Source organism: Bradyrhizobium sp. 2TAF36 (assembly GCF_052114925.1).
Classification (GTDB): Bacteria; Pseudomonadota; Alphaproteobacteria; order Rhizobiales; family Xanthobacteraceae; genus Bradyrhizobium; species Bradyrhizobium barranii.
In genome coordinates this window covers 1-13,889 of sequence record NZ_JBFRFR010000128.1, presented here as the reverse complement: position 1 = coordinate 13,889, position 13,889 = coordinate 1, and the positions used below count along the sequence as shown (strand labels likewise).

The following is a 13,889-nucleotide window of genomic DNA, read 5'->3' as shown; positions in this document are numbered from 1 at the left end:
CACAGATCGGCGACCGACACGCCGGCCTCATGCTCCTTCAAGATCCCGATGATCTGCTCTTCCGAAAAGCGGCTGCGCTTCATGCTCTGGTCCTTGTCGTGGGCCAGAACGAACTTCAAACTGGATTAAACCCGCGGGGCAAGGTCACTGGCCCCACACCGGCGGCGGTTTTTTTGTGAGTAGCGTAAGTGACAAGGCGTACGAGACGCGCGATGCCGGGCTTCATCAAGCCCCAGCTTGCCACCCTCAAGATGAAAGCCCCTGCGGGCGAGGACTGGATTCACGAGGTCAAGTACGACGGCTACCGCATCCAGCTTCACCTCGACGGTGACACCCACAAGGCCCTCACCCGCAACGGCCACGATTGGATTAAGCGCTTCTCCGTCATTGCCGGTGCCTTCGACCTTCCATACCAGGCCATCATCGACGGGGAGGTCGTGGTCATCCATGAAGGCCGTACCAACTTCTCTGAGCTACAGCCTGAACTCGCAGGCGGCCGGCAGGATCGTTTGCTGTACTACGCCTTCGACTTGCTATGGCTCGACGGCAAAGATTTAAGGAAAACGTCTCAGCTTGCCCGCAAGGAGTTGTTGAAGGAGCTGTTTGATACCCACGGCGTCGAAGCGCCCGCGCTCTACAGCGACCACCTGATTGGCGACGGCCAGGAGATGATCGAGCACGCGGCTCTGCTCAACTACGAGGGCATCATCTCGAAGCGCGTCGAAGCGCCATACCGCTCCGACCGCAACGAAGGCTGGCTGAAAGTCAAAGCCGTCCAGCACGGCAAATTTCCTGTCGTCGGCTTCGTCAAAGACCCCTCAGGTGTCGCTGCCTTGTACCTCGGAAAGAAGGAGGGCAAAGAGCTGGTCTACATGGGCAAGGTCGGGACGGGGTGGTCTCGTACCGTCTCCAGCGAGATCCGCAAGAAGCTCGACACCGTCGTGAGCCCTAAGGCTAAGCTGACCAAACCGATCAGGAAGCCCAAGGCTACATGGGTCGAGCCGACGTTTTACGCCGATATCGAATTTCGAGACATCTCCTCAGAAGGTCTATTGAGGGCGAGCTCGTTTAAGGGGTTGTCTCGGAAATAGGAGTGGCGAAAGCGCTACCCGCCAATTTGTTCGCTTGCTCAATCTTCAGCGGATTCGGCCCATCGCAGAAGATACATTGCAGCTCTGTACGGCCATAAAGGCCGGGGACGGGCACAGTTCTCTTGCCGCACCGCAAACAACGAGTCACTTTATCCATGGAGGCTCCTTCCTCGCCCTAACAGCCTACTGGAACCTTTGTTCCATCCAGCAGTTTGATGTGCATGGATGTTATCGAGAAGATTATGCACACGTACGGGATGATGGTGAACCTCACTCCCGAACAACAGCAGGAAGCGCGCGAGCGCCTTGTCGAATTCCTGTCCGACAAAACCGACGACGCGCACCACTGCACGGTGGAAGGTCTTAGGTTTTTGCGAGGCGAGCGCTTTCACCTGACGCGGCGTGCTCGCTCCTCAGCGTAACGGCAAGGGACTCGGATGGGGCTCCAAAAATCACACCAAGGTGGCGTGGTCGATTGAGGTAGGCTGCCAGTGTGGGGCGGGGATGCCGTGTGACTGTCAGGGCAATCTAAATGAGATTGATGTACCCGACACCTCTCAAGTCATAGCGCAATCACCCACACCGAAAACGCAATGAGCGCCGTTAGGATGATTGCCGCCACTATGACGAGCTTCGTCACTTCTCTTTCCGAACGCCCTTGTATTTCACCGCGCTCTTCTTGACGGCCATGATTGCCGCCCTTCTTGTTGCGCTTGGTTTAGGTCTTCGTGAGCGGGTTCTTGAGCTCAGTGCGTTTCTTCACCGCACCCTTACGGGCATTGTCACCAATAGGTCTGTTGACGGCTATGGTGTCCTCCTGTGCAAGGTAAGACACTGATCAGACAGATCGTTCCAAGCAGTAACAAGCGGTGACTTTTTGCATTTACTCACGACGGCCGCCGTGCTCGAAGTCGTCACGGCGCGCGGTATATCTGCGATGTAGGGTGCAGGGCCTGCGCGCCATTTCAGCTCCGAAAGGAGCTCTTAAATTACGCCGCTTCCTGTTTCGGCACGGCGTCTGCATTCACCGACAGTTTCACGACATCGCCGAGCCGACAAGCTTCTTGTCGATGTAGTGCTGATGGTCCTTCTGGCCTTCGGGAAACCGGGCCCGCCATTCAGATCCGGAGTGGTCATAGCGGCCGCGCGCGTTGCGGCCGGCGATTCCGCGCGCGTTCTTTTGCCCGATCCTCCCGCATAAGTTCCCATGCCTGTAAGACAATTTCTTCCAGAATTGCGTCGATGCCGCCGACAAATACGCATGCGCAGCAATTTCGCCGTTAAGCATTGAGCGACCTCCGGGGCTGACATCGCCATTTTCCAAACAAAGATCATGGACATTGGCGATTAGACTCCGGAAGAATGGTACTGTTGGTTCCCACTGCAGGCAGCCTGAGAGAGCTATGCCCCTTGTAAAGACGACGAAAATTGCCCCGGCAACACCGAAGCGGGCATTACCAGCTAACAGTGCCAAAACGTCCCGCTCGCCGGCGAAGCCGCTCTCGTCATCCGCCGCTGTAAAGGGCTCCAAGAAAGACAAGGTTTCCGAGCGGATCGCCGCGGCAACTGAGGAACTGGCCAGCGGCCTGACCGAGGCCGCCGCCGCCGCCGAAGAGCTCAGGCGCTCGATGGAACAGATTTCGGCGGGCGCGGACGAAGCTGCAGGCGCCACACAGGAACAGCTCGCGGCGATCAAGAGCGTCTCGGAAAATCTAGCCGTTGCCCGCCGCGAGGCGGAGGACTCTCGCCGCCTAACCGAAGGTACACAGGTCCTGGTTGCCGAAGCCAGCACGCAGATCTCCGCGTCCGTCCAAGCCATCGAAAAGAACGCGGAACGGCAAGTCGCGACGGGAAGAATCATCAGTGAGCTGGAACGTCGTGCAAAAGACGTCGGTTCGATCACCGGCACTGTGAGCCGGATCTCCGATCAGACCAATCTTCTGGCCTTGAATGCGGCGATCGAGGCTGCCCGTGCGGGAGATCATGGTCGTGGCTTCGCCGTCGTCGCCGAGGAGGTCCGAGCGCTTGCTCAGGTCTCCGACAAGAGCGCCCTGGAAGTGCAGGGCCTTGCCGAAGAGATCACATCGAATGTCCGTGGAGCGGTGGAGGTCATCAACTCGGCCGCCACCATCGCGACAGCCCAATCCAAGGCCGGCTCGCTCATTGCGCAGGAGCTTATTGCCGTTCGCAAAGACATGATGGCAATGGCCGAGGGCTCTCTGGATACGCTGACTGCCTCGCTGGAAGCGGAGCGCGCCATTATCGAAGCGCAGAAGGGAGCCGAGCTCGTAGCCGGCGCTGCCGAAGAGCAATCCTCGGCGGCCAACGAAGCGCAATCGGCCATTCGGCAGCAGTCGGATTCGCTGGATCAAGGACAGAGGGCCGCGCAAGGTCTCGCCGCGCTTTCGGAACAACTACGCTCGGGTTCCGCCGAAGGATCGGCACCTGAGCAAATCGCCAGCACGGCAGAGGAGCTTTCCGCCACAATCCAGGAGCTTTCAAGCGCTGCCAGTCAAATTTCGACCGCTGTCGAACAGATCAATCGAGGATCGACGCAACAAGCGGCTGCCGCGCAGCAGACCTCAGCAGCTCTGGCCCAGATCGAAAAGAGCGCACGGATCGCGCAGGACCGGATTCGGCTGGCGAACGAGCGCGTCGCGGCGATCGAGAGCGTTCTTGTCAGGAGCCGAACTGCCGTCACCGAAATGATCGCCGGCGTGGGTGATGCTCTTGAACAGACGCGCGGCAGCCTGACGACGATCATTCTGCTTGAATCCGTTGGACGCAAGATCGAGAAGATCGTCGAGTCGATCGCTTTGGTCACGATTCAGACCAGCATGCTTGCGGTCAGTGGTGCTGTGGAAGCTGCGCGTGCCGGTGATGCCGGTCGCGGTTTCGCTCTAGTATCGAACGATATTCGTGGGTTAGCCCGCGAGGCGTCAGAGAGCCTCGATCGGGTCAAAGACAGTGTGCGCAACATTCTCGATCAGATCGCTGTTTTGCGACGGGACCTTGAACAGCTCGTCAGCGCAGCCGAACTCGAAGTTCAAAACAACCGCGGAGTCGTTAAAGTCCTGGACAATATGAACACCGATATCGCGTCGCTGAGCGCCTCATATCGGACGATCGGAGAGGGAGCGGAGGCCATCCTAGTTGCGGCGGGGCAAACCGCCGCCGCCGCCAAGCAAATCGCTGTGGCTGCAGAAGAGGCGAATTCGGCCTCGCGCCAGGCTGCGACTGCATCGGCCGAGCAGGCACAGGGTGCTGACGACCTCGCTGCCGCGATCGAGGAGATAGCGTCCTTGTCAGACGAACTAAAAAAGCAGCATGGCTAATACAGGCCAAGGCATTGATCAACGCTACCTGACCTTTAGGTCGGAAGAGCGACTCTATGCTCTGCCCGCAGGTCAGGTCGCGGAGGTCATCCGCATCACGCCGCTTGCGCGGGTTCCCCAGGCTCCGAAGAGCCTGCTCGGGCTCGCCAATCTGCGAGGCGTCGTGATGCCGGTTGCGAGCGTGCGAGCGTTGCTTGGTCGCGACGAGACCGCGTCGACGTCGACGTCGAGGCTAATCGTGCTCGATGGAGCTGCGCCGGTCGCGGTGGCCGTCGACGAAGTCACAGCCTTGGTGACGGTGGCAGAGTCCGAGATCAGGCGCGAAGACGCCGACCTGGCAACGTTGGCAGGGGAAGAATTGCGTGGCGTATTTCAAAGCAGCGGCAAGATTGCAAAGATCCTCGATATACACGCGCTTCTCACGCGTTCTTTTCCGCAAACGGAAGCGAAACGGACGACGGTCGCCGTAGCGGCAAAAATTGACGGCACGCGGGCCGATATCGACGGTCGCCGGCGGCTGTTGACGCTCGACGTCGCCGATCAGGAATACGGGCTGGATTTGCAAGCGGTCCAAGAGATCGTTCCCGTGCCCGATCATTTGACGCATCTTCCAGGCAGCGACGACGTCGTCCTGGGCGTGATACCATACCGCGATACGCTACTTCCGCTGTTGTCCCTCAGGGTCTTGTTGGGATTGCCGACCGCGTCGTTAGCGCGCAACAAGGTCGTAGTCACGCGGGTCGGCGACACCTCGGTTGGATTGGTCGCCGATGGGACAAGGTCGCTCATAACCGTCGATCCTGAACTCGTCGAGAAGGCGCCCCCGATCCTACGCGCGCGCGCCGGCGGGGAAACGCAAATCGCGGAAATCTATCGTGCCAGCAAGACGCGATTGATTTCCATCCTGGCTCCGGATCGCCTCTTTCGGGAAGACGTCATGCAGAGATTGACCCGTACCGATCGCGCGACAGAGTCACCGATTGCCCGTGTCGGCGAAACCGCTAGCCGGGACCTTCTCTTCCTGGCGTTCAAATTGAACGAGGATGAGTTCGCGCTTCCGATTGAAGCGGTCGATGAAGTCGCCCGCGTTCCCGAGCAGATCACCCGGTTGCCAAGGACGCCCAAATTTTTGGAAGGCGTCGTGAATCTGCGCGGCGTCGTCCTCCCCGTTGTTGATCAGCGTCGCCGGTTCGACATGCCGACCGCCGAGAACATCGCCGGYCGCCGGCTCGTCGTTGTGCGAACCGAGCAACATCGAGCCGGGCTCATCGTGGACAGCGTGACGGAGGTCTTGCGATGCTCCCCGGACGCGATCAAGGCGGCACCGGACCTGACGGGCGAGGCTGCCGGATTCGTCCGCTCCGTGATTAATCTCGAGGAGGTCGGCAGAATGCTGCTGCTGCTGGATCCGTCGGAGTTGTTGAGCCGGACCGAGCGGGGATTATTGGAGTCCTTCAGCAAGACGACGTCTCTCAACGAGACAGGGCGACCAAAGCGGTGATTAATGTGCTGGTCGTGGACGATTCAGCATTGGCCCGAAAATTGTTCGGAAAGGTTTTCGCCGAGCAGCCGGACTTCCGTGTGTCGTTTGCGCGCAACGGGAAGGAGGCATTGGCGTCCATTGCGGAATTCGCACCCGATGTCGTGACGCTCGATGTKCACATGCCCGAGATGGACGGATTGACTTGTCTCGATCGGATCATGATCGAGCACCCTTGCCCGGTCATTATGGTCTCGTCCCTGACCGCAGACGGTGCGGATGCGACCTTGGAAGCTCTCAAGCTTGGGGCCATAGACTTCGTCGCCAAACCCACCGGCGCCGTTTCGCTCCGCATCGGAGAAATCGCGCCGGAATTGGTGGAAAAAGTTCGCCAGGCCGCTGGAGCACGTCTAAAGCGATCCCTCCGGCTGAGGGAGCGTGTTCGGCACCAGATCGGCGGTTACAAGGCCGCTGGCGTCACCCGGCCGCGCAAAAAGGGAAAATTGGCTGCCACCGGGGACGGGCTGGTTCTGGTAGGGGTCTCGACCGGCGGGCCGCCAGCGCTGGAGGCTCTTTTGGCGCCCCTGCCGGCCTCATTTCCGTGGCCAATATTGGTGGCCCAGCATATGCCGGATACCTTCACCGGCTCTCTGGCAAAACGACTGGATGGGCTCTGCGACCTGAGCGTCACGGAGGTTCGCAAGCCGACGCCGCTGCAGCCCGGCTTTGTCTACATCGGGCGAGGCGATGCCGACATCGTCGTATCAAAACGTGGCGCGAGCCTAATTGTAACGGCAGCGCCTTCGTTGGACTACCCGTGGCACCCCAGCGCCGATCGCTTGGTCCGCAGCGCAATGAACCATATGGCTGCCGGCCAGTTGATTGGAGTGCTCATGACCGGCATGGGCGACGACGGCGCGGAAGCAATGACACATCTTCAGGCCCAGGGTGGGCGGACAATCGCGGAAGCTGAGGAGACGGCTGTCGTCTGGGGCATGCCCGGCGAACTGGTAAGATTGGGCGGAGCTGACTTTGTCGTTCCGTTGCCGGGCATCGCAACGCAGCTCATAAAGCTGGTGCCCTGATGCCCCTGGTCAGGCGCGGCTCCAGCAATGCAGCGGTCTCGTCGCTCGAATCCTCTGCGTTGGCGGCGGCGCTGTCGGGCGGCTCAATCGACGAACGCTGGGCTGCGGCACGGTCGGTGGCCGACATGCCGAACGGACTATCGCTACTGGGCGATGCGCTCTCCCGCGAGACCGATCCTCGCGTCAGGGAAGCGATCTTTACCAGCATGGTCCGCACTCGGACACCCGAGAGCGCTGCGGCCGTATTGCCTTATCTGCGTTCGGATGATGCGAGCTTGCGCGCAGGCGCGCTCGATGCGTTACGCCTCATGCCCGAGGCGACCGCATCTCATCTTCCTGGACTCCTGATTGACAAAGACGCGGATGTCCGCGTTCTGGCTTGCGAACTCGTCCGCAATCAACCCGTCAGCGAGGCAAGCCGGCTGTTGCAGCCAATCCTTGCGACCGAAAGTCAGGCTAACGTTTGTGGCGCTGCGGTCGAGGTGCTTGCGGAAGTGGGGGGGCCTGACGTGCTGCCATTCCTGGCGGCATGCGCTCGACGTTTTCCCGACGACCCCTTCCTAAGTTTTGCGATCCAGGTTGCCCGTGGTCGTATCGGCTCACAAGCGTCGAGCCGTGACTGATTCCCCGATCGTCACAGAAGATGATTTCCGCCGGCTCACCGATTTTCTGTATCGGCGGACTGGAATGGTGTTTACGGAAGCCAAACGATACTATGTCGAGCGACGTATCGCCGAACGCATGGCCGCGACGTCGATCGAGACCTTTCCCGCATATTTCGCCTTTCTGCGCAGCGAACTTCGGGACGAGGTTGAGCACATCATCAATGCCTTCACGGTCAACGAGACGTATTTCTACCGTGAGGATCACCAGCTCGAATGCTTGACCAAGGACTTGCTGCGCGAGCGCGTCCGGGAAAAGCGGCGCGGGGACGCGATACGAATATGGTCGGCGCCATGTTCGACGGGCGAGGAGCCATATTCGATTGCAATCTGGTTGCTTGAGAACTGGCCGGAGGTCGACAATTTTGACATCGAGATCGTGGGCTCCGACATCGATACGCGCGTGCTTGGGGCGGCCAGCGCCGGCATCTTCGGAAAGCGAGCGCTGATGCGCTTGTCGCCCGACCTAGTTGCTCGATATTTTGAGCAACTGGACGATGAGAGGTGGCTCATTCTCGACGATCTTAGGCAATCGGTGCAATTTTCCCCGGTCAATCTTGTGGAGACCCGGCAGACGCTAACCCAGGGCCAGTTTGACGTGATCTTCTGCCGGAACGTCCTGATTTACTTTGACGATGAATCTCGGCGCGTTGTGGCCGAAAACCTCTATGATAACCTTCTGCCGGGCGGGTTTATTTGTCTTGGACACACGGAATCCATGAGCCGCATCTCGCCGCTGTTCGAGGTCTGCCGGTACTCCGACGCCATTGTCTATCGTAGGCCCCGGGAGAAGAGTCCATGACACCAGACGGCAAGAAGAATGTCCTGGTGATCGATGATGCATCTCTGGTGCGAGCCTATTATCGCCAGGCGCTCGAGAAGGCCGGCTATCATGTCGGTGAAGCGATGAACGGTCTTGAGGGGCTGGAAAAGCTGCTGATGCAGCCTTTCGACGTTGTCATCGTCGATGTCAACATGCCGCAAATGGACGGCATGACTTTTCTCAGCATGTTGCGATCCAAGGAGCTCCCTCTTGCCGGGATCCCTGCGTTGGTGACAAGCACCGAAGCTGGTGAGCAGGACATCGCCGCCGCTCGGCGTGCCGGGGCCAACTACTATGTAGTGAAGCCGATTTCGCAGGAGGCATTGGCCAACTACATCGATCTGCTCGCCGGAGTCGCCCGATGAACGAATTCGTCGAGCAATTCTTGCTGGAGGCGCGCGAACTCATCGAACAGGGTACGAATGATCTGTTGGCGATGGAGAAAGGCGAGAGCGGCAGGGAGACGATCGACGCACTGTTCCGAGCATTTCATACCTTGAAGGGAGCCGCAGGGATCGTGGAGTTCGCTGCGATGGGACGCGCTCTGCACGCCGCAGAAGAAGCGCTGTCGGAGGTGCGGAATGAAACGAGAAAGGTATCGCCGAGACTGATCGATGATTGTCTCGGTTGTCTCGACCAGGTCACGCGATGGCTTGACGAGATGGAGGCGACCGGTGAGCCACCGACGAACGCCGACGATGCCGCAGGCGCCATCGTGGCAAAATTCATCGGCACAGCTCCGGAATCCGGCGACGTCCGCTCGCGCACCAACACCAATCCCAATTGGCTCGAGGCTTTTCGCAATGCTCACAGCGGCAGTTTTCCGCCCACCGGGGTTGTCCTGCATTTCCAACCCGACGCCGACGCTTTCTTCCGCGGCGAGGATCCTTTGGCGCGGTTGGCAGAAGTCCCCGATCTCGTCGTTATGGATCTGACGCTTCCAGACGGAGTTATCCTCCATGACATTGATCCGTTTTCCTGCGTGCTCGATATCGTCGGAGTTTCAAGGGCCTCGAAGGAGCTGGTGAGGGCAGCGTTCGAAGGCGCGCCCGGGACGCTCGACATCGTAGAATTGCACCCCGACGCGATCGACCTACAGCAGGATCTGCGATCCCTGTTGCAAGCTCAAATCCTTCTATTGCACGAGAGGGGGACAGAAGGGCGTTTGGGGCGCATGGCCGCCGCCGGGAGGGTGGCGGTCAACGTCTTGCAGCATGCCGGGCTGCGAGACGCTGCCGCCGAAATGGCCGCATTGCTGGAAACATGCCTAGTCGACGGTGATGCGACGGCCCTGATCGAGGCCACTCAGAACATCCTCGATGGGCCAGCCAGGATTGAGAGCGCCGCCCATTCGGACACACCGGTCCGCACGCAAGCGCAGCCAAATCGCGTCATGCGGGTCGATCCGTTGCGCGTCGACGCCCTGGTCAACCTGACGGGCGAACTGACAGTGGCCAAAAATGCATTCGGTCACATCGCGACAAAGATTCAGAACGGCGTCGATCCGAAGGAACTTCTAGCCGATCTGCGGGAGCAACAAGGGCGGTTGGACAGGCTTGTCGGCGAGCTGCAGCGCGCCGTCCTCAAGATCAGGGTCTTGCCGCTTCGGCAGGTCTTTCAGCGCTTTCCGCGTCTGGTTCGTGAGATTTCGGCAAGCATTGGCAAGTCCGTCACGTTTATCACCGAAGGTGAATCCACCGAGGCAGACGCGACCATTGTCGAGAGTTTGTTTGAGCCGCTCCTCCACATTATTCGGAATGCTATCGATCATGGCAGCGAGGACCCAGCAACACGTAAGGCGCTCGGCAAGGAGCCGTCCGCGACCATCATCTTGCGAGCCCGGCGGCACCTAGAGAACGTCATCGTCGAGGTCGAGGATGATGGGCGCGGCATCGATGTCCGGCGGATCCGGGAGGTTGCCGCAGATCGCGGCTTACTGTCCCAGGCATCGTTGAACGAAATGAACGACAACGACGTCGTGCAACTCATCTATGCGCCGGGATTCTCCACGTCATCCGAAGTGACGGGATTGTCTGGCCGCGGTGTCGGTCTGGATTCCGTCAAGGCTGCAGTTGAGCGGGTCGGAGGAGTCGTAAGCGTCGATAGCCACCCGGGTCAAGGCAGTACAATACGGCTGACCTTGCCCTTTACGGTGATGTTGACCAAGGTGATGACCGCCGAGACGGCTGGACAGGTCTTCGGTTTTGCGCTCGATACGGTTGTCGAGACGGCGAGCGTGCCTTGCAAGGATCTCGCTGCCATCGGTCGCGGTCGGGCGTTCGTGCTGCGTGACAGAACGATACCATTGATAAACCTGGCTGAGAGCCTTGGCCTGTCCCCGGCGAGCGAGGCAACAAAGGAAACTAGAATTGTGGTGATCTCTTCGACTGGCCATCTCGGCGGAATCGAGGTCGACAAGCTCGGTGAGCGGATGGAGGTCATGCTCAAGCCAATGGATGGACTGTTGAAAAATATGCGCGGCGTGGCTGGAACGACTTTGCTCGGCGATGGTCGCGTCCTGATCGTGCTGGACGTCCAGGAGTTGTTCGAATGACGATCGAGCTCGGCGACCTCGGTGGAATTCTGCTGATCGACGACTGTCCGATCGAGGACGCCGATGTATTGCTTCAGAAGTTGCTCGATGACCCCGGTGTTGCAATAGACTGGGCGAGGTGCACTAGTGCTCATGCCGCTGTCATCCAGGTCCTACTGGCTGCGGGCCGGGTTCCCTCGGGTGTGCCGAAGGACGCTTTTCTCGAGGCCATCGTTCRGCCCGCGCTCGGACGAGCCCGGGATGCAAGTTCGACCTTACCGAGAAGACCAGGAGATGCGAGTAAAGTGATACCATCGCCACTGCCAAAGGCCCAGGACAAGAATGACCTATAAGCTTCTCATCGTAGACGACAGCAAGCTGGCCCGGATGTCCGCGGCCAAGGCTTTGAACGCACTCTATCCCAATTGGACACGCGTCGAGGCGGCGACAGCCGACGAAGCGGTCTCAATGGGGAGTAGCAAATCATTCGACATCGCGCTGCTGGATTTCAACATGCCGGGGCGGGACGGGCTGCAATTGGCGGCCGAACTCAAGGCCGCCAACCCATCTATGCCAATTGCCATCGTCTCTGCCAACCATCAGGAAGAGATCGTCGCGCGGGCGAAAGCCATCGGGGCGACCTTCCTGCAGAAGCCTCTCACGCAGCATGCTTTGGGAGAATTCCTTCAAACTGCCGTTGGGCAACTTCAGGCGGCAAAAAAATGACAACCAGGCCGACGGCATTGCTTTCGGATTTGCAGCTCGATGCCCTGACCGAATTGGTCAACATCGGGGTCAGCCGGGCGGCGAATAGTTTGCGAGCCATGGTTGGTGCGCAAGTACATCTGTCCGTGCCCACCGTCGCCCTGGTCAGCCGGAGTGAGGCAATCGGAATTCTGTCGGAACGAGAAGCCAAAAATCTCGTTGCCGTCCATCAGGTGTTCGAGGGTGACATTACCGGCCGCGCTCTGCTCATATTCCCTGAAACCAAGAGCCTGGAACTTGTCAGGGCGATCACCGGCGGCGACCTCCCTCTGGAAGATATTATCGAGCTGGAGCAGGAAGCGTTGGCTGAGACCGGCAATGTGTTGCTCAATAGCTGTCTTGCGACCATCGCTAATATGCTGCACCGAAGTCTGAAGATGTCTTTGCCTGAAGTCCTGCGAGGCAACGCGACCACGTTCTTCAGTCTCGCTCCGCCCCCCGAAGCAGGCGATGTGGTGATGTTTCTCTACATCGACTTCGCCATTCGTGAGCGTGATATTAGCGGCTACATCGCCATGATTATGGATCTTCCTTCCCTCACCGCATTGACGCACCTGCTCGACGAATTCATCGAACGGGCGACCGGCTAAAGCGTATCTCTCAATGATCGAGCTTGAACGGGAACTGCTGCTTGCTGCGATCGACGCGCTCGACGCTGGCGTCGCGGTTCTCGACCACAACCAGCGAGTGATCGGCTGGAACGATTGGCTCGCGTCGGCTAGTGGAGTTACGGCGACGCAAGCAGATAAGAGGACGCTCGCTGAGGTCTTCTCCGGTAAACTCTCCGCACGACTTGCTGCCTCGATCTCCGAGGCTTTGACGCTGAATTCGTCGAGCTTTTTGACACACACTCTCAATCGCAACCTGCTGCCGCTCAGGACGCGGGCTGGACTGGAGATGGTTCACAATATTTCGGTTCGACCGATCGGGACCATGCCAGGGCTTAGCTGTGTTGTGCAGATCGTAGACGTTACAGCGTCCGCGCATCGGGAGCGAGTGCTTCGCGAGCGACAGAACGCGCGTTATGACGCCGTTGTCGAAAGCGCGCCGGATGCCATCCTCACTGTGGATGCCTCGGGTCTGATCCAATTCGCCAACCCCGCGGCTCTGCGCGAGTTGGGCTACACCAAACAGGAATTGATTGGCCGACCGCTTTCACCTCTGTTCGATGATTCCGGAGTGTGGAACGAATTCTGGCGAGAGGTTCTGGACAATCCAAGCCCGTCGCGACCGATCGAACTAGTAGCTCGCCGGGCGAATGGTTCTAGCAGTTATCTGGAGGTCTCAGCTTCCCGTTGGCTCAGCGCCGGCCACGTATTCGTGACCGCAATTCTTCACGACGTGAACGAACGGCATGCTGCCGAGAAAGCTTTGCGAAGCTTGAATTCGACTCTGGAGCTTCGGGTGGCTGAGCGCACCCAGGAGCGAGACCAGATCTGGCAGGTCAGTCAAGACATGCTGGGCGTCGCGAGCATCAACGGCGTCTGGATCAGTGTAAATCCGGCCTGGGAGCGCATCCTTGGATGGTTCTCCGCTGACATTCTTGGCAAGACTTCGGAATGGCTTGAGCACCCGGACGACGTGCGGGCGTTCCGTGCGGAGTTCAATCGCCTTGCGGCAACGGAAAAGACCTTCAACTTCGAGAATACCATGCGGACGCAAAACGGCGATTATCGTGTGCTCTCATGGACGGCTGTAAATGCGGACGGACTCCTGTACTGCGTGGCGCGGGATATCACGGAGCAGCGCCGGCAGGAGGACGCGCTCGCCAAAGCCGAAGACGCCTTGCGTCAGTCCCAGAAGATGGAGGCGGTCGGCCAGTTGACGGGCGGCCTGGCGCACGACTTCAACAATCTGCTCACGGGAATCTCCGGCAGCCTCGAGCTCTTACAAATTCGCATCGCACAGGCGCGCTACAAGGATGTCGATCGATATATCTCAATGGCGCGAGGTGCCGCAAACCGCGCAGCCGCATTGACGCATCGATTGCTGGCATTTTCACGACGGCAGACTCTCGACCCGAAGGCGACGGACATCAACCGCCTGGTTGCTGGGATGCGAGATCTGATCAACAACACGGTTGGGCCCGCGATCGAGGTTAGGACTGTCGAGGAA

At 59.4% G+C, this 13,889-nt stretch carries 14 protein-coding genes; 12 read left to right on the top strand and 2 right to left on the bottom strand.

Annotated elements, in window-relative coordinates; all coding sequences use genetic code 11:
* The coding region (locus tag AB4Z51_RS41385; RefSeq protein ID WP_441499447.1) for a transposase at window positions 1–83 on the bottom strand (83 nt) is incomplete at its 3' end.
* Window positions 84–212: 129 nt separating this feature from the next.
* Between AB4Z51_RS41385 and ligD the strand changes: the two genes are divergently transcribed.
* Together ligD and AB4Z51_RS41375 are read left to right on the top strand one after the other, a co-directional pair.
* Entirely contained in the window at window positions 213–1,091 is an 879-nt protein-coding gene (ligD, locus tag AB4Z51_RS41380; RefSeq protein WP_441499446.1) for a non-homologous end-joining DNA ligase, read from the top strand.
* Between the two features lie 221 nt (window positions 1,092–1,312).
* Window positions 1,313–1,513, top strand: coding sequence for a hypothetical protein (locus tag AB4Z51_RS41375; RefSeq protein ID WP_441499445.1), 201 nt, complete (start codon window positions 1,313–1,315; stop codon window positions 1,511–1,513).
* 614 nt (window positions 1,514–2,127) lie between these two features.
* Here the strand turns inward: AB4Z51_RS41375 and AB4Z51_RS41370 are convergent.
* Window positions 2,128–2,379, bottom strand: a complete 252-nt coding sequence (locus AB4Z51_RS41370; protein ID WP_441499444.1) for a hypothetical protein — start codon at window positions 2,377–2,379, stop codon at window positions 2,128–2,130.
* A 115-nt stretch (window positions 2,380–2,494) separates the two neighbouring features.
* Here AB4Z51_RS41370 and AB4Z51_RS41365 point away from each other — a divergent pair, with 115 nt between their 5' ends.
* The 10 genes from AB4Z51_RS41365 to AB4Z51_RS41320 form a co-directional block, all read left to right on the top strand.
* Window positions 2,495–4,426 (top strand): methyl-accepting chemotaxis protein, encoded by a 1,932-nt coding sequence (locus tag AB4Z51_RS41365; RefSeq protein ID WP_028160074.1) that lies wholly within the window; start codon window positions 2,495–2,497, stop codon window positions 4,424–4,426.
* The gene (locus tag AB4Z51_RS41360) at window positions 4,419–5,927 is read left to right on the top strand and encodes a chemotaxis protein CheW (RefSeq protein WP_441499443.1); all 1,509 of its coding nucleotides are present in this window, start codon (window positions 4,419–4,421) and stop codon (window positions 5,925–5,927) included. Before AB4Z51_RS41365 ends, AB4Z51_RS41360 begins: the two co-directional genes overlap by 8 nt.
* Window positions 5,924–6,991, top strand: coding sequence for a chemotaxis-specific protein-glutamate methyltransferase CheB (cheB, locus tag AB4Z51_RS41355; RefSeq protein ID WP_212110319.1), 1,068 nt, complete (start codon window positions 5,924–5,926; stop codon window positions 6,989–6,991). Before AB4Z51_RS41360 ends, cheB begins: the two co-directional genes overlap by 4 nt.
* Window positions 6,991–7,614, top strand: coding sequence for a HEAT repeat domain-containing protein (locus AB4Z51_RS41350; RefSeq protein ID WP_441499442.1), 624 nt, complete (start codon window positions 6,991–6,993; stop codon window positions 7,612–7,614). Before cheB ends, AB4Z51_RS41350 begins: the two co-directional genes overlap by 1 nt.
* A complete protein-coding gene (locus tag AB4Z51_RS41345) occupies window positions 7,607–8,455 on the top strand; it encodes a CheR family methyltransferase (RefSeq protein WP_441499441.1) in 849 nt (282 codons plus the stop codon). The genes AB4Z51_RS41350 and AB4Z51_RS41345 overlap by 8 nt, the downstream gene beginning before the upstream one ends.
* Window positions 8,452–8,841 (top strand): response regulator, encoded by a 390-nt coding sequence (locus tag AB4Z51_RS41340; protein ID WP_028153489.1) that lies wholly within the window; start codon window positions 8,452–8,454, stop codon window positions 8,839–8,841. The genes AB4Z51_RS41345 and AB4Z51_RS41340 overlap by 4 nt, the downstream gene beginning before the upstream one ends.
* The gene (locus AB4Z51_RS41335; RefSeq protein WP_441499440.1) at window positions 8,838–11,030 is read left to right on the top strand and encodes a chemotaxis protein CheA; all 2,193 of its coding nucleotides are present in this window, start codon (window positions 8,838–8,840) and stop codon (window positions 11,028–11,030) included. The genes AB4Z51_RS41340 and AB4Z51_RS41335 overlap by 4 nt, the downstream gene beginning before the upstream one ends.
* Window positions 11,031–11,351: 321 nt before the next feature.
* Window positions 11,352–11,735, top strand: coding sequence for a response regulator transcription factor (locus AB4Z51_RS41330; RefSeq protein WP_441499439.1), 384 nt, complete (start codon window positions 11,352–11,354; stop codon window positions 11,733–11,735).
* Complete coding sequence (locus tag AB4Z51_RS41325; RefSeq protein WP_028160080.1) at window positions 11,732–12,364, top strand: chemotaxis protein CheC; 633 nt, start codon at window positions 11,732–11,734, stop codon at window positions 12,362–12,364. The genes AB4Z51_RS41330 and AB4Z51_RS41325 overlap by 4 nt, the downstream gene beginning before the upstream one ends.
* 13 nt (window positions 12,365–12,377) lie before the next feature.
* Window positions 12,378–13,889 (top strand): PAS domain S-box protein (locus AB4Z51_RS41320; protein ID WP_441499438.1); only part of this gene is annotated, 1,512 nt, incomplete at its 3' end.

Coding starts and splice junctions, on each gene's coding strand:
- AB4Z51_RS41370 (WP_441499444.1), bottom strand. CDS start 2,379: ATGCTTAACGGCGAAATTGCTGCGCATGCGTATTTGTCGGCGGCATCG.
- AB4Z51_RS41325 (WP_028160080.1), top strand. CDS start 11,732: ATGACAACCAGGCCGACGGCATTGCTTTCGGATTTGCAGCTCGATGCC.
- AB4Z51_RS41365 (WP_028160074.1), top strand. CDS start 2,495: ATGCCCCTTGTAAAGACGACGAAAATTGCCCCGGCAACACCGAAGCGG.
- AB4Z51_RS41340 (WP_028153489.1), top strand. CDS start 8,452: ATGACACCAGACGGCAAGAAGAATGTCCTGGTGATCGATGATGCATCT.
- ligD (WP_441499446.1), top strand. CDS start 213: ATGCCGGGCTTCATCAAGCCCCAGCTTGCCACCCTCAAGATGAAAGCC.
- AB4Z51_RS41350 (WP_441499442.1), top strand. CDS start 6,991: ATGCCCCTGGTCAGGCGCGGCTCCAGCAATGCAGCGGTCTCGTCGCTC.
- AB4Z51_RS41375 (WP_441499445.1), top strand. CDS start 1,313: ATGGATGTTATCGAGAAGATTATGCACACGTACGGGATGATGGTGAAC.
- AB4Z51_RS41330 (WP_441499439.1), top strand. CDS start 11,352: ATGACCTATAAGCTTCTCATCGTAGACGACAGCAAGCTGGCCCGGATG.
- AB4Z51_RS41335 (WP_441499440.1), top strand. CDS start 8,838: ATGAACGAATTCGTCGAGCAATTCTTGCTGGAGGCGCGCGAACTCATC.